Origin of the sequence: Paraburkholderia sp. SIMBA_030 (assembly GCF_046535245.1) — a bacterium.
GTDB lineage: Bacteria > Pseudomonadota > Gammaproteobacteria > Burkholderiales > Burkholderiaceae > Paraburkholderia.
Genome location: NZ_JAWRXB010000018.1, coordinates 79,232 through 98,483, shown reverse-complemented (window position 1 = coordinate 98,483; position 19,252 = coordinate 79,232). Strand labels below are relative to the sequence as shown.

Here is a 19,252-nt window from a genome sequence, read left to right as displayed (position 1 = left end):
GCCGGCTGACGGGCGCCTCGCGCATGGGCGATATCGCTGACATAATTGATCGGCCGGCTGAGGCTTCCCGGGCGCCTGCCGGTGCGTCATTTGCGCCACCGCAATGGGCGGCGCAGATGATGCCGCTCCAGCCTGACGGCCGCGCCCGCATGAAGAAATGCGGGCATGCCGCCCAGCTCTCCCCCCTGCAGCCGCTCGCGCTCCTCGTCGGCCTCGACCGTCTTGGCCGTATCGATGAAAAGCGCCGCCACGATGCCCACTGCCAGCAGGCACGCGGAAATCGTGAACGGTACGTTGTAGCTGCCGGTCGTCTCGATCAGATAACCGAACACGACCGGCGAGACCATGCCCGCCACGCCGAAGCCCGTGTTCATCATGCCGCCCGCAGTACCCGCGTATTTGCCGGCGATGTCGAGCGGCAACGTCCACAAGACGGGATTCGTGATCTCGAGGAAAAAGAACGACGCCGACAGGAACAGCACCGCCATCAACGGGTTGGTCGCGGAAACCATCGGCAGCAGGAACACGAGCGAGCCGCCCATGCCCACCACCAGCACGGCACACCGCGCAAAGCGTAACCGGCCGGTGAGCTTGTAGAGCCGGTCCGACACGACTCCGCCCAAGGTATCGCCGATCACCCCCGCGAGCAGCGGCAGCGCGGTAAAAAGCGCCAGTTGCTTGAGATCGAAGCCGCGTGACTCCTTCAGATACGAAGGCAGCCAGGTCAGATAGACCCATAGCAGCCAGCCATAACAGAAGTCGACGAAAGTGACGAGCCACATCCGGCGAATCAACTTGCGCCACGGCGTGGCCGCGTGTTTAGCGCGGTCGCAGTCGCCGGCACGATAGCCGATCTCCGCGGTTTCCTCGGGCGTTATACGCCGGTTCTGTTCCGGCGAGTTCGTAAACACGCAGAAGTAGAGCATCGTCCACGCGAGACTGGCCACACCTAGCAGAATGAACGCATCGCGCCAGCCGCCCGCCACCACCACCGCGAGCACGAGTGGCGGCGTCACCGCGCCGCCGAGACGCGCGAAACTGTGCGTGATGCCCTGTGCGAAACCACGCTCTGCAACCGGCATCCAGTAGGTAAATGCCCGCGTGGCACTCGGGAATGCCCCGCCCTCGCCGATTCCGAGCGCGAACCTCAGCGCGACGAGCATCACCACACTGCCGGCGAACCCCGTGGCGAGCGTCGCCGCTCCCCATATCAGCGACAGCACCGTTAGCACCAGTTTCGGTCCGTACTTGTCCGACAGCCATCCGCCAATGATCTGCATAAATGCGTACGGATACGCGAAAGCCGAAAACACGAGACCGAGCTGGACCGTCGTCAGCCCCATTTCGTGGCGAATCATGGGACCGGCCACGGCGATGTTCACACGATCAATGTACGAGATGAAATACATCAGGCACATGACGGCCAGGATGATGTGGCGCGTCTTCACGCGCCGCTTGTGCGTTTGCATGCTGTCTCCTGTCTCTCTTATGTGACGCCGGCGACGTCTATGACGCCTGCGACGTCCGTGGTCGTTCGATCTGTACGGGCGGACTGTGTCCGCTCTGGTGCGTCTCCTTATGCTCACCGGCGCGCTGCTGCCGGCACATTCCCGCAGCAGCCGTCAGGGCGGCACCAGCTTGAGGCGCTGAACCTTGCCCGAGGGCCCGCGGGGCAGTTCCGCGACGAAGCGGAACTCCTTCGGCGTCTTGTAACGGCCCAGTTCGCGCAGACAGTGCGCATGCAGATCCGCTACGTCGAGCGCGCCTTGTCCATCGGCGACGCGCGGCACGACGAAAGCAACGATCTCCTGCCCGTATGCCGTATCCGGCACGCCGACCGCCGCCGCATCCAGCACGCCGGGGTGTTTGAGCAACGCTTCGTCGATTTCGCGCGGGGCGATGTTTTCGCCGCCCTTGATGATCAGTTCCTTCGCCCGGCCGTTGATATAGAAGTAGCCGTCGTCGTCGCGATAGCCGAGGTCGCCGGTACGCAGCCAGCCGTCGGCGGTGAAGGCCGCACGCGTTTCCTCGGGCCGCTTGTAGTAGCCGCCCATGACCTGCTCGCCGCGCAACACGAGTTCGCCGCACTCGTTGGGTGCGCACTCGCGACCGTCCGGGCCGATCACCTTTGCTTCGCCGCCTGAAGGCAGGCCAATGCTGCCGACTCTTCGCAACGCCGCATCGTATGGATTGCTGAATACGGGTGCGGCTGTTTCAGTCATTCCCATGGTTTCGATGATGTCGATGCCGAAGCGCGCCTCGAACGCACGATGATGGTCGACGGGCAGTGCCGCCGAGGCGCTGCGGCAGAACTTCAGCGCCGACAGATCGAATGGGCACGGTTCGTCGTTATTGAGCAGATAGGCGACGATCGTCGGCACCACGTTGATCCACGTGCAGCCGTGGCGCGCGACGTCGCGCCAGAAGGTGCGCGCCGAAAAGCGCGACGTCATGACAACCGAGCCGCCGTGAAAGAGCGGCGCGATCAGCGTCACGACCAGCCCATTGATGTGATAAAGCGGTAACGCGGCGAGGACCCGGTCGTCGGTGCCGAGCTGGTGCTCCTGGGTGATGTTCCGCGCGTTGGCCAGCAGGTTCCGATGGGTCAGCAAGACGCCCTTCGGCGCGCCCGTGGTGCCGGATGTGTACATCAGCAGCGCGACATCGTTCGCGCGCGGTTCGAGCGCGGACGACGGGGCGGCATCGCGCCCGTCGATGCGCGGCGGCGATGCTGGTTGCACGGCAGCGCCCACGGCCGCTTCCGCCAGTGCGGGTTCGATTTGCAGCAATGCGGGCAGCTTCAGCGCATCCGGTTCCGTTTGCACGAGCATGACGTCGAGCGCAAGACGTTGTTCGTGCAAGCCGGCGATCGCCGTAGTCATCGCGTCGTGCGTATCGCGCCCGGTAAAGATCATGCGCGTATCCGAATGCTCGACGATGTAGCGAAGCTGCGAAGGCTGGCACAGCAGATTGAGCGGGTTGGCGACGAGCCCGCTGTACATCGCAGCGAGCAACAAGCGTGCGGTCTGAAGGCCATTGCCCATGAACACTGAGACGACATCGCCGGGCCGCAAGCCGGCTTCGCGAAAACACGCTTCCAGCGTACGGCAGTCGTCCCGCAATGCGGCGAATGTCAGCGTGTCCGTGCGAGCACCGGCGGCACCGCTTTCATCGCACTCGGGAGCAGCCAGCAGGAAAGGCGTATCCGGAGACTGCACAGCACGCTCGTCGATCAGCGCGCGAATCGTCAGAGGCTTGTTCATTGGCCATATCTCCTGAAGAATTCGCCGAGCAGGTCATCGGCCTCGGGCACGCGCTCCTCAATCGGATACGCGACGCGCGTGATATTCAGGTATTGGCGGAAGCCCAGATTACCGGAGAAATTGTTGCGGCCCCACGTCCCGCACCCCATCGACAGCGAGAACGGCAAGCCGTTATCGAAGTTGCCGCCGGTCGCGAAGCAATGCGCCTGATTCACGATCACGCGCGCGACCGGCAACGCCGAACCCAGTAGCACAGCCTGCTCGGGATCGGTGGAATGCAGGCCGACCGAATGCCCTGCTCCCATGTAGGCGTAGACGCCGCGCACGATCTCGGAAGCGGCGTCGAAGGTGTTGGCACGATAAACGGTCAGCACCGGCGCGAGCTTCTCGCCCGAGAACGGAAAGTCCGCGCCGAAGCCGGTTTCCTCCACCATCAGAAAGGCGGGATCCCGTGCGGCAATGTCATCGAGGCCTGCTGCACGTGCAATCGCTGCTGCGGACTTCGCGGTGCAATGCTCGGACAGCTTGCCGTTCACCCACATGGCGGCCTGCAGCGTTGCCTTTTGCGCGCCGTCGAGCAGCACGCCGCCGCATGCGGCCAGTTCACGCAACATCGGCGGGTACACCGCGTCCTCGATCATGATGCTGTTCTCGGATGAACAGCTCGTCGCGTTATCGAAGGTTTTCGAGCTCGCAATCTTGTGCGCTGCATCGTGCAGATCCGCCGATGCTGTAACGATCGAAGCGACGTTCCCCGCGCCTACGCCGAACGCGGGCGTCCCGCTTGCGTAGGCCATCCGTACGTTCGCCTGCGATCCGGTCGCGACGATCAGATCAGCCTGACGCATCAACTCAGCGGTGGCGGCCTTGCTGATCGGCGCGGGTAACATCTGGACGAGGTCCGCCGACAGACCGGCTTTGGCGAATTGCGCATGGATGAACTCGATCAGCAACGCACAGGACGAATACCCCTTTGGAGAAGGCGCGACAATGACGGCATTGCCGCATTTGAGGGCGTTGACGATCTTGTTGACCGGTGTCGCCGCGGGATTGGTGGACGGCGTGATGGCCGCGACCACGCCGACAGCTCGCGCGATCTCGACAATACCGGTTGCCGCGTCGCGCGCGATCACGCCACTGGTCTTCTGTCCGTGCAGATCGCGCAGCAGCCCGAGCGTCTTGCGATAGTTCTTGCGAAACTTGTCGTCCGCGTTGCCGAGACCGGTGTCGCGCACCGCCAGTTCGGCAAGCTGCCGGTTGCGCGCGGGCTCCATGATGGCCCACGCTGCGGCATCGGCGGCGGTATCGAGCACGTTTTGCCCCGCGAACTCGAATACGCGCTGCGCGGCGCGGGCACGCGCGATCAGTGACGCGACGCTGCGCCCGACTTCGCCGTCCACGCGCTCGCGCGCGGCTTCGGCTTCTGTGGCCCTGACGTTCATACTGTTCACTCCGGATGGAAAAGATTGGCAGTTGTACCAATCTAGCCAGCCATGCCTGCTTCGGAGTCCCGTTTTTTGAACTATCCCAAGCTCCACGCTCGCTAGAATCAGAAAGTGCGAAATTCGGGACTTTCCATAGTCCCGAAAACCAATCAAGTCGATGCACAATCCAACTTATAAATACGACGGTGAGGAGACGGAGTGTCGACTTCGAATCAATCGAATGCGGCGGCGGTGCGCGCGTTTCGCGTACTCGAAACGTTGGCGGCGGCAGGCGGTCCGCTTTCGATGACGGACCTCGTGCATGCACTCGAACTGCCGAAGCAGACCGTGCATCGCATCCTCGTGCAGTTGATGGATGCGTGGCTCGTCACACGCAGCGCGGGCGACCGGCTCTATGAATGTTCGCCGCGCGTGCGCATGCTCGCCGTCAACGTGTTGATGCATGCGGGCCCGGCTGCCGCCCGCCACGTGTTGCTCGAACAACTGGTGGCGAAAATCGGCGAGACATGCAATCTAACGATGCTCTCCGGCAACGATGTGGTCTACGTGGACCGGGTGGAAACCGAGTGGCCGCTGCGCATGCACCTTCAGCCGGGCTCGCATGTTCCGCTGCACTGCTCGGCAAGCGGCAAGCTGCTGCTCAGCTTTCTTCCGAAGGATCGACGGGAACGAGTCATCGAAACCTTGCCGCTGCGCGCCTATTCGGAACGGACGATCACGAATCGCGAGGCATTACGCAAGGAACTGGCGACCACGCGGCGGCGCCAGTTGGCGATCAACAATCAGGAGCATCTGCAGGGGCTCATCGCCATCGCCGTGCCCGTCATGCTGGATCGCAATCGTGCGTGCGCGGCGATTGCCGTTCAGGCGCCGGTCGGAAGGGTCGTGCTCGACGACCTGCTGGCCTTCCTGCCCGATCTGCGCCTCGCCGCCGAAGAAACCGCGAAAACATTCCGGGCGTGACGAGGCGTATCGGCCTGACGGCGCGCATCCTGTTCACCGAGATTAGGTGCCCTCTCGCGCAGCGGCACGCCCATTCCGAAAAACGGGACGATATGAGCCGGAACTAGCGTGTCAAACACCGTGTATCCGCGAAAACCGGCCTCTGTAAAGGCGCGCTGTACAATGATGCCGATCCATTTTCCGGAACGGTAGATATGACTAACGCGGATACTCCAACCCTACGCGCGTTCGCGCTGCTCGAGCATCTGGTCAACGCCGAAGGTCCGGTGTCGCTCGCCGACATTGCGCAGGACGTCGACCTGCCGAAGGCTTCGCTGCACCGCATGCTGGCTTCGCTGGAGGCCGGCGGTCTGGTGATCCGCGAGCCGGGTCAGAAGAACGCCTATGTGATCGGGCCGCGCCTCGCGCAACTCGGTCTTGGCGTCATGATGCATTCGGGTGCGCGCCGGCTGCGGCATGCGATTCTGGCGCACCTCGTCGCCGATCTCGGCGAGACCTGCAATCTCACGATGCTTCACGAAACCGAGGTGCTCTATCTCGACCGGATGGAAGCGCCGTGGCCATTGCGGCTCGATCTCAAGCCAGGCTCACACGTGCCCGCGCACTGCAGCGCGAGCGGCAAGCTGCTGCTGGCGATGCTGCCGCGCGAGCAACGCACGGCGATAGTGCACACGCTGAAGCTCGAACGCTTCACGCCGAACACCATCACCGATCCCGAACTGCTCGAAGCGGAACTCGACCGCACCGCGCACAAACGCATCGCGATCGACAACGAAGAGTTTGTGGCCGGCATCGCGTGCGTGGCCGCGCCGGTGATGGATGGAAACAACACATGCATCGCGGCGATCGCGGTTCATGCGCCGGTTTCACGTGCGCCGCTTTCGCGCGCGCTCGAATTCGTTCCGCGCCTGCAGGAAGCGGCGCGGGAACTCGCAAGAACGTTCTAGCCGCTTACGCCTCGGGCCGCTGCGCGCGCACGAGCTGCGCGAGCAGGCGCACACCGGCATCGATCTTTTCGAGCTTGATGGCCGAAAAGCCCATCCGGAAGCAGTGGTTCTGCTCCAGTCCATCCATGAAAAAGACGTGACCCAGCTCGATCAGGATGCCGTGGGCTTGCGCATCCGCGGCGAGGCGTGTCGCGTCGAGCCAGGGCGGCCCCTCGACCCAGCACGATGCACCGCCGCCAATCGGCACATAGCGCGCTTCGGGCAGGTGGGTGTCGAGCGCCGCCATCAGCGCCTGCGCCCGCTCCCGATACGCGTAGGCGAGCCGTCGCAATAGCGCGTCGTGATGTCCAAGCGCCAGAAAGGTGGCAAAGGCACGCTGAATATAGGCTGCCGGGTGGCGCACCATCAGGCGCCGCAGCGCGCGCAGTTCGCGAACGAGCTCGCGCGGGCCGACGATATAACCGAGCCGCAACCCAGGCGCAAAAGTCTTCGACAGGCTGCCGATGTAGATCACGCGATCAGCCGTATCCAGGCTCTTTAACGCAGGGTGCGGTGCGCCGGAGAAGTTGTTCTCGCTCTCGTAGTCGTCTTCGATCAGGACGAAGTCATGCTCCTGCGCCATTTCCAGGAGGGCGTGCCGGCGCTCGATGGGCATGGTCGCCGTCGTCGGGCACTGGTGGCTCGGCGTCACGTAGACGTAATCGCATTGCGCGAGTAGATCGGCGTCCTCGACAGGGCGCACACCGCCGCCATCGACAGGCAGCGGCTGCAGCCGCGCATTGCGGTTCTCGAAGATATTGCGGGCATCCGGATAGCCAGGATTTTCGAAGCCGATCGTGGTCCGCTCGCTCGCCAGCAAATCCGCGATCAGATAAAGCGCCTGCTGGCAGCCGATCGTGACGACGATCTCATCAGGCATCGCAAAGACGCCGCGCCGCGGCAGCACGCGCGTGCGGATCTGCTGGATCAGCGTATCGTCGTCGCGCTCGATCAGGTCCGGCGCCCAATTGCGGATCTCCATGACCGAGAGCGCTTTCATACAGCATTCGCGCCAGTCATTCGTCGGAAACAACGACTGATCGAACTGCCCGTAGATAAACGGATACTCATAGCTCAACCAGTTGCCCGGCTTGACGATGTTGCGCTGCGCGGACGGCCGTCTGCGCACGCGCTGGTCCCAGTCCGGCCGCGCAAGCGCTTCGTTGGCCGCCTGGGTCGGGACCGTCTGCAGCGGGCTGAAACCGTGGCGCCCCTCGAGGATGCCCGGATTGACGAAATGCCCGCTGCGCTCGCGCGAGATCAGATAGCCCTCTTCTACGAGTTGCTGGTACGCCAGCACGACCGTATTGCGGGCCACGCTCAACTGGTCGGCCAGTTCCCGGCTGGATGGCAAAGCGTGATCCGGCAGCAGCTGGCCGTCGAGAATCGCAGCCACCAGCATCTGGCGAATCTGGCCTTGCAGGCTCATATTCGACTCGGGTGAACGCTGGAACCGCTGGGTCCATAGGGCCACCGAGGTACGACTAGACATGCTTACTCCTGAGTCTTGAGGACGGCCACCGCCTGCACAGCGACGAGCACAACCATGGTGGACGCGCCCAGCGAGAGGGCTTACCCGCGCAAAGACAACGATTCCGGGATGCCGGCGGACCGGTGCGTTTCAGACTAGCCGATGTGGACTCAACGATCAGCCTCGTCTGGCCCTAACCGGCACTATTTTTTAATGACGATACTCGCATTAACCCTTTCCCGGCGATTGGGACAAGCCCCCGTCGGCACGCGTGAGATTCGCGTGTATCCCGCAAGGCCATATTGGAGACCTACGATGAAAAGCGATCACCACCCGAAGTTGCCGTATTGGTTCAACCGCCTGACGCGTTGCCTCGCCGGCGCGGCGCTGGCTGCACTGACCTGCCTCGCGGCGCAACCCGGCTACGCGCAGAACAAGGAGGTCACGATTGCCTACCAGCAGATTGTCGACCCATGGGTCGTCGCGATCGCCAACGGCTCGATCGAGAAAGAGACTGGCTACAAGATCAACTGGCGACAGTTCGAGTCCGGTGCGAAAGTCGCGACCGCGATGGCCTCCGGGGACGTGAAGGTCGGCGTGATCGGCTCGAGCCCGCTCGCAGCGGCGGTGAGCCAGGGCGTCGACCTGCAACTCTTCTGGATTCTCGACAACATCAATCAGGCTGAAGCGATGGTGGTGCGCAACGGCTCCGGCATCACCAAACCGGCCGAACTGAAGGGCAAGACAATCGGTGTGCCGTTCGTGTCGACCACGCACTATCACACCATGTTCGCGTTGCAGCATTGGGGCATCAATCCGTCCGACGTGAAGATCCTCAACATGCAGCCCAACCAGCTGGTCGCAGCATGGGAACGCGGCGATATCGATGCCGCCTACGTGTGGGATCCGGCGCTCGCCCAGTTGAAAAAAAATGGCAAGGTGCTGATTACGTCCGGCGACCTGTCGAAACTCGGCAAACCCACGTTTGACGGGATTGCAGTCGACCGCAAATGGGGCGAGGATCATAAGGACTTCATGGCAAAACTGGTGAAGGCGATCTCCGACGCCGACGATCAATACCGGAAGAATGCCGCGCAATGGAATGCGACCTCGCCGCAAGCAGCGGCCATCGCGAAGATGATCGGCGGCTCACCGGCCGATGTCCCGGAATCGCTGTCGCTCTATGCGTTCCCTACTATTCAGGAGCAGGCATCCGCGCAATGGCTGGGTGGCGGCAGTGCGGGTCGCGCGACCTTCGCGCTGAAGGATACGGCCACGTTTCTGAAGGACCAGAAACAGATCAGCGCGGTGTTGCCCGATTACTCGAAATTTGTGACCCCGGCTTATGCCGAGGCCGCGATGAAGCTCAAATGACGTAGGCCGGTTCTGTCGAATCAGGAGGCTGTATGGAAAGCATGAGAGTCAAGAATGTGAGCGTGGTCTTTCCCGGGCGCAGTGCGGGCCAGACCGTGCACGCGCTCGACAACATCAATCTGACAATCAATTCCGGTGACTTTGTCGTCGCACTCGGCGCATCGGGCTGTGGCAAGACCACACTGCTGTCGCTCATGGCGGGCTTCATCGCGCCGACCAGCGGGGAGTTGCTGCTGGGCGGCACGCCGATCGCGGGACCGGGCGCCGACCGTGGCGTGGTGTTCCAGAAGCACGCGCTACTGCCGTGGCTCAACGTGATCGATAACGCCGAATTCGGCCTGAAGCTTCAGGGCGTGCCGAAATTGCAGCGGCGCGATATCGCGGTGCGCAATCTGGCGCTGGTGGGCCTGCAGGACTTCCACAAGCACATGATCTATCAGCTCTCCGGCGGGATGCAGCAGCGTGTGGGCATCGCCCGCGCGCTGACCTGCGACCCAGCCATGCTGCTGATGGACGAACCGATGGCCGCGCTCGATGCACTGACTCGCGAAACGATTCAGGAATTGCTGCTCGATGTCTGGACCAAGACCAACAAGATGTTCTTCTTCATCACGCACAGCGTCGAGGAAGCCCTGTTCCTGGCAAGCCACCTGATCGTGATGTCGCCCCGCCCCGGCCGCATTACGCACACCTACGAGCTCAATTTCAATCGCCGTTTTCTTGAAACACGCGACGCGCGTGCAATCAAGTCGAGTCCTGATTTCATCGAAATGCGCGAGCGCATACTCAGCATCATTTATGGCGACGAGAAAATGCACGCTGCCGAAGCCGAGGTGACCCATGTTTAGTTCAAAACGGGCTCATGTACTTGCCAACGGCCATCACGCGCCGCGGGGAACCGACACGCCAATCGAGCCGCCGCGCACACCGGGTCGTCGTCCACGGCTTCTCGCCAAGAAGCCCGCCAAGCCAGGCGATACATTCGGCGTGCCCGGCCAGGGCAGCAGCATCGTCACGAGCCTCATTACGGTCGCCGCTTTCCTCGGGCTGTGGTTTGCCGCGACCAACCTTAACTGGATCAAGCCGCTCTTTCTGCCATCGCCACAAGCGGTGTATGCGAAGTTCATTCTGGTCGCCACGGAAGGCTTCGCCAATTCGACGCTCGCGCAGCATACCGGCATCAGTTTGCTGCGTGTCTTCGGCGCCTTCACGCTCGCCTGCGTGAGCGCGATTCCGATCGGGGTCATGATGGGGGTGTCGCGTTTTGCCCGAGGTGTATTCGATCCGCCGATCGAATTCTATCGCCCCCTTCCGCCGCTCGCCTATTTGCCGCTCATTATCATCTGGTTCGGCATCGGCGAATTTTCCAAGGTCTTCCTGATCTATCTGGCCATCTTCGCGCCACTGGCCATTGCCGCGCGATCCGGTGTCCGCTCCGTGTCGATCGAGCAGATTCATGCGGCCTATTCGATGGGAGCCTCGCGCACGCAGGTGGTTCTTCATGTGATCCTGAAGTCTGCGCTGCCGGAGATCTTCACCGGCATGCGGATCGGCATCGGCGTCGGCTGGACGACACTCGTGGCCGCGGAAATGGTGGCATCGACGAGCGGCCTCGGCTTCATGGTGCTCAATGCTGCCGAGTTCCTGGCCAGCGACGTGGTGATCATGGGCATTATCGTCATCGGCTTCTTTGCATTGTGCTTTGACCTGCTGATGCGTCACCTCGAGCGAGTGCTAGTCCCCTGGAAAGGCAGAGTTTGATCGCACAGGCTCACCAATCCATATCGCCTACCGCCATCAGGAGAGAGAAGAGTCATGCGCGTGATCGTGTTCAAGGATCGCTGTGATCGCGTTATTCAGATTGTGTTTGAAGAAGATCGCACACGCGCAGTGGCATATCACCACGATGAGCCTGTCGGTGAGTTACGTATCGGCATTAACGACGATTCCGTGAATGCGGTTGCAACGTTGCTGAATGTCTGCGTGGAACCTGCCTATCGCCGTAGCGGTATCGCGCACACCCTCCTCGCCTACGCCAGCAGGGAAATCGGTCAGCCAATCAGGGTTGATCTGCCTGCGCCGCCAGATTTATTTGCATTTGAAACACTTTTTCGCTGTCTTTCCAGTGAAGGGATTCTCGTCTTAGCGTGACGCGCCCGCGCTCCGTACTGACAGCGTTTTCCGCGTTCGCCAACTGAGCAGCGTCAATTATTTTTCGGTTGCGAAGGAGCCCTGACCAGCAGGGACGACATCGAAGACAGGCGCAACGAAGGGGCCGGCGTTCGTCCGACCCCAACGTGAAGACCTATTCGTTGCCGTGGAGCTGACACAGTCGAAGATTCTTTTTTAGGTACAAAATATACCGTTTTTTGAATTTTAACTCTTGACCAGTTGGGCTTTCTTGTCCTACATTCCCAAACATACACTCATTTTTCGGAACCATTTGTTCCGTTTTTATTAAAAACCGGAGACAGCCCTCATGAGCGATCACACCCCCATCAGCGGCCCACAGGCCATGACCCCCTCGGAAGCTTTTGTCGAAACCCTTGCCGCCAACGGCGTGACCGACATGTTCGGCATCATGGGCTCCGCGTTCATGGATGCCATGGACATCTTCGCCCCCGCCGGCATTCGTCTGATCCCAGTGGTGCACGAACAGGGCGCCGGCCACATGGCCGACGGCTACGCTCGCGTGTCCGGCCGGCATGGCGTGGTCATCGGCCAGAACGGCCCGGGCATCAGCAACTGCGTGACCGCCATCGCCGCGGCCTACTGGGCGCACAGCCCTGTGGTTATCATCACGCCCGAGGCGGGTACCATGGGCATCGGCCTGGGCGGCTTCCAGGAAGCGAAGCAGCTCCCCATGTTCCAGGAGTTCACCAAGTACCAGGGCCACGTCACTCACCCCGCGCGCATGGCCGAGTTCACCGGCCGCTGCTTTGACCGTGCTCAGGCCGAGATGGGCCCCACCCAGCTCAATATCCCGCGCGACTACTTCTACGGCCAGATCAAGGCTGAGATTCCTCAGCCCCAACGTCTGGACCGTGGCCCGGGCGGCGATCAACGCCTGAACGAAGCCGCCGAACTGCTCGCACAGGCGAAATTCCCCGTCATCATTTCCGGCGGCGGCGTCGTCATGGCCGATGCGATCGAGGAGTGCAAGGCGCTCGCCGAGCGCCTGGGCGCCCCTGTCGTCAACAGCTACCTGCATAACGACTCCTTCCCCGCCAACCATCCGCTGTGGTGCGGCCCGCTCGGCTACCAGGGCTCCAAGGCCGCCATGAAGCTGATCGCCCGTGCCGACGTCGTCATCGCCCTCGGCTCGCGGCTAGGACCGTTCGGTACGCTACCTCAGCATGGCATGGACTACTGGCCCCAGAACGCCAGGATCATCCAGATCGATGCCGACCACAAGATGCTCGGTCTGGTGAAGAAGATTTCCGTGGGCATCTGTGGCGACGCGAAAGCCGCCGCCGTCGCCCTCACCCAGCGCCTCGCCGGGCGTACCCTCGCCTGCGACCCCTCACGCGAGGAGCGCGCCAGCCAGATCGCCGCCGAAAAGGCCGCCTGGGAGAAGGAGCTCGACGGCTGGACCCATGAGCGCGACCCCTACAGTCTCGACATGATCGAGGAGCAGAGCCACGAGCGCACGCCCGGCGGCGGCCGCTACCTGCACCCTCGCCAAGTGCTGCGCGAACTGGAAAAGGCCATGCCCGAAGACGTGATGGTCTCCACCGACATCGGCAACATCAACTCGGTGGCCAACAGCTACCTGCGCTTTAACAAGCCGCGCAGCTTTTTCGCCGCGATGAGCTGGGGCAACTGCGGCTACGCATTCCCGACCATCATCGGCGCCAAGGTCGCCGCGCCCCATCGCCCGGCCGTTTCCTACGCCGGCGACGGTGCATGGGGCATGAGCCTGATGGAAACCATGACCTGCGTGCGTCACAACATCCCAGTCACCGCCGTGGTTTTCCACAACCGCCAGTGGGGCGCGGAGAAGAAGAACCAGGTGGATTTCTACAACCGCCGCTTTGTCGCCGGCGAGCTCGATAACCAGAGTTTTGCGGAGATCGCGCGCGCCATGGGGGCGCAAGGCATCGTCGTGGACAATCTGGAAGATGTGGGCCCGGCACTCAAGCGCGCCATCGACCTGCAGATGAATCACGGCAAGACCACCATCATCGAGATCATGTGCACCCGCGAACTCGGCGACCCGTTCCGCCGCGATGCGCTGGCCAAGCCGGTGCGCCTGCTCGACAAGTACAAGGACTACGTCTGATTCACCTGTTGTCTGGGTGTCCGGGCTCAGGAGGGAATACCGGCTGAGCCCGGCAGGCCGGAAACGGGGTTTCCCCGCCGTTTCCGGCCTTTTTATTCGCTGAGTCGTTCGGCAACTGTGGCCGCCTCCATCCCATGAAAGCAATCAACCGCATCATCGAACGCGCCCGCACTTCGCCGAGGCGCATCGTGCTGAGCGAGGCAGAAGAGCCGCGCATGCTGCAGGCGGCCCAGCGGGCCACCCGCGAAGACATTGCCCGCATCGTGCTGGTGGGCCCCGTTGCTGGCATCCGTGAAGCCGCCGCGCGCGAGGGCGTCTCGCTGTCCGACATGGAGGTGGTGGACCCGGCTACCTCGCCGCTTGCCGCATCCTTTGCCGAGACGCTGTTTGCGCTTCGCAGCAAGAAAGGCATGACGCTGGACGAAGCGAAACTCGAAATCCTCAAGCCCCTGTGCTTCGCCAATCTGATGGTGCGGCTCGGTCACGCCGACGGCTCAGTGGCCGGCTCGGTGTATACGACCGCCGACGTGGTCCGCACCGCGATCCAGATCATCGGCATCCATCCGTCGTTCAAGCTGGTGTCGAGCTTCTTTCTGATGATGCTGTGCGAGCCCTTCCACACGCTCAAGGGAGGGCTGATCTTTTCCGACTGCGGGCTGGTGGTGGACCCGAATGCCGGCGAGCTGGCCGAAATCGCGATGGCGGCGGCCGACAGCGCGCGAAGCCTGCTGATGGACGAGCCGCGCGTAGCCATGCTGTCGTTCTCGACCAGTGGCAGCGCGCGGCACGCGGCGGTCGACAAGGTCGTGGAAGCGACACGCCAGGTGAGGGCATTGCGTCCGCAACTCGCGATCGACGGCGACGTGCAACTCGACGCGGCGATCGTTTCCGAAATCGCCATGCGCAAAGTAGAGCATTCGCAGGTGCACGGTCACGCCAACGTGCTGATCTTTCCCAGTCTGGAGGCCGGCAATATCGGCTACAAGCTGGCCGAGCGCATCGGCGGCGCGAAGGCAATCGGTCCCTTGCTGCAGGGTTTGAAAAAGCCGGCCAACGATCTCTCGCGCGGCTGCAGCGCCGACGACATCTACTACGTGATCGCAGTAACGTGCGTGCAGGCACAAGCCGCGGCAGAACTGTGTTCCCTGCACCCGCTATCAAGTTGAGGCCGCGCGGGAATCCGCTAGCGGACGCCACCCTGCCTGCGCGCGCCGATCCATCCGACGATCTCGGCGAATAGCTTCATATCGGGCGGCACCGACAGGTCCACCGCCAGACAGCGGCGGTAATACGGACGGAGATCGAGCCCGACACCGAGGCCCAGCACCTCCACGTCGCGCGAGGCTTCGTGGCGCGCCACCACTTCCTTCAGATGGTTGTCGAGATAGTAGGCATCGTTGGCCTGGCCTGTCGCGCTATCCATGGGACTGCCGTCCGAGATCACGATCAGTATCCGTCTGGCTTCGGCACCGGCGAGCAGCCGCGCGCAGGCCCAGTCGACCGCCTCGCCGTCCACGCCTTCGCGAAATAGATCAGCCTTGAAGAGCGCGGCAATATCCGCGCGGGCGCGGCGCCAACTCCTCGCCGCGTCCTTGAACACCAGGTGGGACGTTTCATTGAGCCGCCCCGGATGGCGTAGCCGGCCCTGCGCCAACCAGTCGAGCCGGGCGCGCCCGCCGTTCCAGGCGCCGGTTGTGAATCCTAAGACTTCGGTGGTCACGCCGGCCTGGTCGAGCGCGCGCGTGAGGATGTCCACCATGATCGCAACCGGCTCGATATGCGCCTTCATCGAACCCGAGCAGTCGATCAGGAAGCTCACCGCGCAGTCGGCCAACGGCGTGTGCCGTTCCAGCCGGAACAGGCGCCGCTCGGCCGGCGAACTGACCAGTTGCGCGAGACGCCGCCCGTCGATGCGGCCGTGCTCTTCGCCGAACGACCAGCCATCGCGTTGGGGAATCGCAAGCGCCGCCTTCAGCGCGTGCGCCAGCCGGGCCACGTTGACGCCCAAGCCGGCGATGCGCTCGTCGAGGCGGTCGCGAAACTCACCGAGCAATGACTTGCGGACCAGCGAGCCGGGGTAGATCTCGCGGTCATAACACGTGGTATACGCATGATAGCCGTGGTCCGACGCGCCAAGTACGCGGCTGTCGCCGGTGAGCGCAACGGCCATGTCCTTGTACTCGTCGTCCTCGACATCGAACCATAGTGAAAACGCCGTGCGCGCATTGTCGTCGTCAGTGTCTTGCGGATCATCCTGCACCCGCTCAGCACGCGCGGCCCGGATCATCTCGTCCACCAGCCGCGCCATCTCGAGCGCGTGGACCGCGAACGCGCCCTGCTCCGCGCGATGCCGGCGCAAGCCGGCCAGCGACACGCCAAGCGTCGGCACGATAGCCGCGCGCGTGGCTTCGATCAGGTCCTCGGTGTCTTCCAGCACGGGCCACCCTGTGAGGCGCGACCAGGAGATTTGCGCCACCGTGTACAGGAGTATGCCGAGATGGTCCTCAGCGAGCCCCGAGCGATAGAAGGCGCGCGACCAACCCTCAAAACGGTCGCGCAGATTTTGCGCCAGGCCCGGCATGCCGGGTGGTATCTGCGTTTCGCAACGCAATTGCTCGAGCAGCTCGAACACCAGCCGCCCGACCAGATCACCGGGGCATAGCCGGCTGTGCAGCTCCGCATCGGAGTGCATGATGCGTAAGGCCGCGCCGTCGGCGCCGCCGCGCAGCGAAGCGAAGTCGTCCACCTGTGGGTCGGTGCGTAGATGCGGCGCGTGCAACGGCAGCGGCCGCAGGTCGCGGCACAAACGGCCGTCACGGTAATGCAGCGCAGCGTCGCCTGTGAGCGCGCGCACTGCCGCCGCGCACAGGGCCTCGCGCTGCTCCGCACGGCGCACCGCGTGGCGGTCCGAGCTCATCAGTGCGATCCCCGCGCGTGGTCTTCGCCGCTGGCCGCGGCTTCGAGCTCCGTGCCAAAGCAGCGCTGGAAATACTCCGTTACGATCGACCGCTCAGCCTCGTCGCACTTGTTGAGGAAGGTCAGGCGAAAGGCCATCGCGGGGTCCCGGAAGATCTGGCAGTTCTCTGCCCAGTTGATCACCGTGCGTGGCGACATCAGCGTCGACAGGTCACCGCTCGCGAAGCCCTTACGCGTGAGTTCGGCTACGCTCACCATCGATTCGATCAGCGCGCGACCCGCTTCGTCGGCCAGCTCCGGCACGCGCGCGAGCACGATACCCGCTTCTTCCGCACGCGGCAGGTAATTGAGCGTGGCCACCACATTCCAGCGGTCCATTTGCGCGTGATTCAGCACCTGGGTGCCGTGATACAAGCCGTTCAGGTTACCCAGACCCACTGTGTTGGTGGTGGCGAACATGCGGAAATACGGGTGCGGGTGGATCACGCGATTCTGGTCGAGCAACGTGAACTTCCCGTCGCGCTCCAGAATGCGCTGGATCACGAACATCACGTCCGGGCGGCCCGCATCGTATTCGTCGAAGATCAGCGCGACCGGGCGCTGCAAAGCCCACGGCACGATCCCCTCCTGGAACTCCGTCACCTGCAGGTCGTCGCGTACGACGATAGCGTCCTTGCCGACCAGGTCGAGACGGCTGATATGGCCATCGAGATTGACGCGCACGCACGGCCAGTTGAGCCGGGCTGCAACCTGCTCGATGTGAGTGGACTTCCCGGTACCGTGCAAGCCCTGCACCATGACCCTGCGGTCGCGGCCGAAGCCGGCCAGGATCGCCAGGGTCACTTCCGGATTGAAGCGGTAGACCTCGTCGATCTCCGGTACATGGTCGTCGCGCTCACTGAAGGCGGGCACCATCAGACCGGAATCGATGCCAAAAACGGTGCGTACCGCGACCATTCTGTCTGGTTTGCCAGTCACGATATCAGTCACTTCTTTCTCCTCCACGCCTCGGGGTGCTCGCCCATCATGTATATTTTTCGGAACGATTTGTTCCGTTTTTATTATATCTGGAAACGGCGCGCGTGAGGCGCCACTTCGTCACCTGCAATTACATACGGCCCGCGCCGTCAACGCACGATCGCAACCGCGCCGAAGGTTTTCGTGCGCTGTTCCATCGCTCGCGCTGACCATGCCGAGAGCAGCGCCGACAACACCACGTAGGCGCACACGAACCACGGCTTGCCGCCGTCCATGCGCAGAAGCGCCGTCGCTATGATCGGCGTGAGGCCACTCGCGAAGATGCCCGAGAACTGGTACACAAACGAGATGCCGGTGTAGCGCACTTCGGGGTCGAAGAGTTCGGCGAAGAGGGCCGCTTCCGGACCATAGACCATCGCGTAGAAGACGCCGAACGGAATCACGATCCCGAGCCAGACCGCCATCGTATTGCTGGCCTGACTCTCCATCAGCCAGAATGCGGGCAGCACCGAAAGGCCGCAGATCAGCGAGCCCCAGCGGTACACGCGCGCACGTCCCATTACGTCCGACATTCTCCCGAAGAGCGGAATGAAGAAGCACATCACCATGGCGGCGATCATCACGCCGGTGAGCGCTTCGGTACGACTCATCGAAAGACGTTGCGTGAGGTAGCCGATCATGAACACGGCGAAGATGTTAAAAAACACACCGTCGATCCAGCGCGCGCCCATGCCGAGCAATACCGAGCTGCGATAGCGCGTGATCATGTCGATGAACGGAATTTTCACATCGCGCCGGTTGCGCTTGAGCTCGAGAAACTCGGGCGTCTCCATGACCTTGAGGCGGATGTAGAGGCCGATCAGCACGAGCAGGAGTGACGCGGCGAATGCGAGACGCCAGCCCCACGCGAGGAAAGCCGCTTCCGGCAGCAGCCGCGAAATGCCCGCGACGATGCCCGACGCCAGGCACAAGCCAATCGACAAACCGATCTGCGGCAGGCTCGCGTACAGGCCACGCCGGTTGGGCGGCGCATATTCGTAGGCCATCAGCACTGCGCCGCCCCATTCGCCTCCCAGCCCGATGCCCTGTAGCACACGCAACGTGAGCAGCAGGATCGGTGCCCAGATGCCGATCTGATCGAAGGTCGGAACGAAGGCCACCCCTGCGGTCGAGATCCCCATGATGACGAGCGTACAGATCAGCGCGGACTTGCGCCCGACCTTGTCGCCGAAATGACCGAAGATCACGCCGCCGAGCGGCCGCGTGATGAAGCCGACGGCGAACGTTCCGTAGGCGAGCATCGTCGAAACGAGGGGATCGTGGACAGGAAAATAGAGCTTGTTGAACACAATGCCTGCAACGACGCCGTATAGAAAAAAGTCGTACCACTCGACTGTCGCACCGATCACGCTCGCGAACGCAACGCGACGCACAACCCGCTTATCGATTGCCATAAATCCTCCTCCGATGATGGCCGTGCGCCGTTCTCACGACGCCGCACGTACCGAAGCCCCTGTCTGTCTCCTCCGGGGCGCGAACTTCGCTACCTGCCTGCTGCTTTTATCGACCTCGAA

The 19,252-nt window shown here is 62.8% G+C and carries 15 protein-coding genes; 8 read left to right on the top strand and 7 right to left on the bottom strand.

The genetic code is table 11. From position 1 onward, the window contains the following. Positions 1-86: 86 nt before the first annotated feature. The 3 genes from SB772_RS27945 to sauS all read right to left on the bottom strand — a co-directional run bounded on the left by SB772_RS27945 (position 87) and on the right by sauS (position 4,705). On the bottom strand, positions 87-1,469 hold the full coding sequence (locus tag SB772_RS27945; protein WP_410836410.1) for an MFS transporter: 1,383 nt from the start codon (positions 1,467-1,469) through the stop codon (positions 87-89). A 153-nt stretch (positions 1,470-1,622) separates the two neighbouring features. Then, the gene (locus SB772_RS27940) at positions 1,623-3,263 is read right to left on the bottom strand and encodes an AMP-binding protein (RefSeq protein ID WP_410836409.1); all 1,641 of its coding nucleotides are present in this window, start codon (positions 3,261-3,263) and stop codon (positions 1,623-1,625) included. Then, positions 3,260-4,705 (bottom strand): acylating sulfoacetaldehyde dehydrogenase, encoded by a 1,446-nt coding sequence (sauS, locus tag SB772_RS27935; protein ID WP_410836408.1) that lies wholly within the window; start codon positions 4,703-4,705, stop codon positions 3,260-3,262. Before sauS ends, SB772_RS27940 begins: the two co-directional genes overlap by 4 nt. A 201-nt stretch (positions 4,706-4,906) precedes the next feature. Between sauS and SB772_RS27930 the strand changes: the two genes are divergently transcribed. Both SB772_RS27930 and SB772_RS27925 read left to right on the top strand, forming a co-directional pair. Then, positions 4,907-5,671, top strand: a complete 765-nt coding sequence (locus SB772_RS27930; RefSeq protein WP_410836407.1) for an IclR family transcriptional regulator — start codon at positions 4,907-4,909, stop codon at positions 5,669-5,671. Between the two features lie 194 nt (positions 5,672-5,865). Continuing rightward, positions 5,866-6,618, top strand: a complete 753-nt coding sequence (locus SB772_RS27925) for an IclR family transcriptional regulator (RefSeq protein WP_410836406.1) — start codon at positions 5,866-5,868, stop codon at positions 6,616-6,618. Between the two features lie 4 nt (positions 6,619-6,622). Here the strand turns inward: SB772_RS27925 and SB772_RS27920 are convergent, their stop codons facing one another. Beyond that, the gene (locus SB772_RS27920; RefSeq protein ID WP_410836405.1) at positions 6,623-8,149 is read right to left on the bottom strand and encodes a PLP-dependent aminotransferase family protein; all 1,527 of its coding nucleotides are present in this window, start codon (positions 8,147-8,149) and stop codon (positions 6,623-6,625) included. A gap of 294 nt (positions 8,150-8,443) precedes the next feature. Here SB772_RS27920 and tauA point away from each other — a divergent pair, with 294 nt between their 5' ends. The 6 genes from tauA (at position 8,444) to pta (ending at position 14,950) form a co-directional block, all read left to right on the top strand. After that, positions 8,444-9,502 (top strand): taurine ABC transporter substrate-binding protein, encoded by a 1,059-nt coding sequence (tauA, locus tag SB772_RS27915; protein ID WP_410836404.1) that lies wholly within the window; start codon positions 8,444-8,446, stop codon positions 9,500-9,502. A gap of 32 nt (positions 9,503-9,534) precedes the next feature. Then, the gene (locus SB772_RS27910) at positions 9,535-10,350 is read left to right on the top strand and encodes a taurine ABC transporter ATP-binding protein (RefSeq protein ID WP_410836403.1); all 816 of its coding nucleotides are present in this window, start codon (positions 9,535-9,537) and stop codon (positions 10,348-10,350) included. Then, positions 10,343-11,263: an ABC transporter permease subunit gene (locus SB772_RS27905; protein WP_410836402.1), complete on the top strand. Its 921-nt coding sequence runs from the start codon at positions 10,343-10,345 to the stop codon at positions 11,261-11,263. Before SB772_RS27910 ends, SB772_RS27905 begins: the two co-directional genes overlap by 8 nt. Positions 11,264-11,317: 54 nt before the next feature. Beyond that, positions 11,318-11,653 (top strand): GNAT family N-acetyltransferase, encoded by a 336-nt coding sequence (locus tag SB772_RS27900; protein ID WP_410836401.1) that lies wholly within the window; start codon positions 11,318-11,320, stop codon positions 11,651-11,653. 328 nt (positions 11,654-11,981) lie between these two features. After that, entirely contained in the window at positions 11,982-13,784 is a 1,803-nt protein-coding gene (gene xsc / locus SB772_RS27895) for a sulfoacetaldehyde acetyltransferase (protein WP_410836400.1), read from the top strand. A 134-nt stretch (positions 13,785-13,918) separates the two neighbouring features. Further along, complete coding sequence (gene pta / locus SB772_RS27890) at positions 13,919-14,950, top strand: phosphate acetyltransferase (protein ID WP_410836399.1); 1,032 nt, start codon at positions 13,919-13,921, stop codon at positions 14,948-14,950. Positions 14,951-14,967: 17 nt separating this feature from the next. On the opposite strand, the gene SB772_RS27885 is transcribed toward pta, so the two are convergent. The 3 genes from SB772_RS27885 to SB772_RS27875 form a co-directional block, all read right to left on the bottom strand. Further along, on the bottom strand, positions 14,968-16,701 hold the full coding sequence (locus tag SB772_RS27885; RefSeq protein WP_410836398.1) for a cobaltochelatase CobT-related protein: 1,734 nt from the start codon (positions 16,699-16,701) through the stop codon (positions 14,968-14,970). Continuing rightward, complete coding sequence (locus tag SB772_RS27880) at positions 16,701-17,690, bottom strand: AAA family ATPase (RefSeq protein ID WP_410836397.1); 990 nt, start codon at positions 17,688-17,690, stop codon at positions 16,701-16,703. The genes SB772_RS27885 and SB772_RS27880 overlap by 1 nt, the downstream gene beginning before the upstream one ends. A gap of 137 nt (positions 17,691-17,827) precedes the next feature. Then, positions 17,828-19,132, bottom strand: coding sequence for an MFS transporter (locus SB772_RS27875; protein ID WP_410836396.1), 1,305 nt, complete (start codon positions 19,130-19,132; stop codon positions 17,828-17,830). Positions 19,133-19,252: the final 120 nt, after the last annotated feature.

What these genes read in the sequence shown, in the direction of transcription:
- SB772_RS27945 (WP_410836410.1), bottom strand. Translation starts at nt 1,469, where the DNA reads ATGCAAACGCACAAGCGGCGCGTGAAGACGCGCCACATCATCCTGGCC.
- SB772_RS27940 (WP_410836409.1), bottom strand. Translation starts at nt 3,263, where the DNA reads ATGAACAAGCCTCTGACGATTCGCGCGCTGATCGACGAGCGTGCTGTG.
- SB772_RS27875 (WP_410836396.1), bottom strand. Translation starts at nt 19,132, where the DNA reads ATGGCAATCGATAAGCGGGTTGTGCGTCGCGTTGCGTTCGCGAGCGTG.
- tauA (WP_410836404.1), top strand. Translation starts at nt 8,444, where the DNA reads ATGAAAAGCGATCACCACCCGAAGTTGCCGTATTGGTTCAACCGCCTG.
- pta (WP_410836399.1), top strand. Translation starts at nt 13,919, where the DNA reads ATGAAAGCAATCAACCGCATCATCGAACGCGCCCGCACTTCGCCGAGG.
- SB772_RS27910 (WP_410836403.1), top strand. Translation starts at nt 9,535, where the DNA reads ATGGAAAGCATGAGAGTCAAGAATGTGAGCGTGGTCTTTCCCGGGCGC.
- sauS (WP_410836408.1), bottom strand. Translation starts at nt 4,705, where the DNA reads ATGAACGTCAGGGCCACAGAAGCCGAAGCCGCGCGCGAGCGCGTGGAC.
- xsc (WP_410836400.1), top strand. Translation starts at nt 11,982, where the DNA reads ATGAGCGATCACACCCCCATCAGCGGCCCACAGGCCATGACCCCCTCG.
- SB772_RS27900 (WP_410836401.1), top strand. Translation starts at nt 11,318, where the DNA reads ATGCGCGTGATCGTGTTCAAGGATCGCTGTGATCGCGTTATTCAGATT.
- SB772_RS27885 (WP_410836398.1), bottom strand. Translation starts at nt 16,701, where the DNA reads ATGAGCTCGGACCGCCACGCGGTGCGCCGTGCGGAGCAGCGCGAGGCC.
- SB772_RS27920 (WP_410836405.1), bottom strand. Translation starts at nt 8,149, where the DNA reads ATGTCTAGTCGTACCTCGGTGGCCCTATGGACCCAGCGGTTCCAGCGT.
- SB772_RS27905 (WP_410836402.1), top strand. Translation starts at nt 10,343, where the DNA reads ATGTTTAGTTCAAAACGGGCTCATGTACTTGCCAACGGCCATCACGCG.
- SB772_RS27925 (WP_410836406.1), top strand. Translation starts at nt 5,866, where the DNA reads ATGACTAACGCGGATACTCCAACCCTACGCGCGTTCGCGCTGCTCGAG.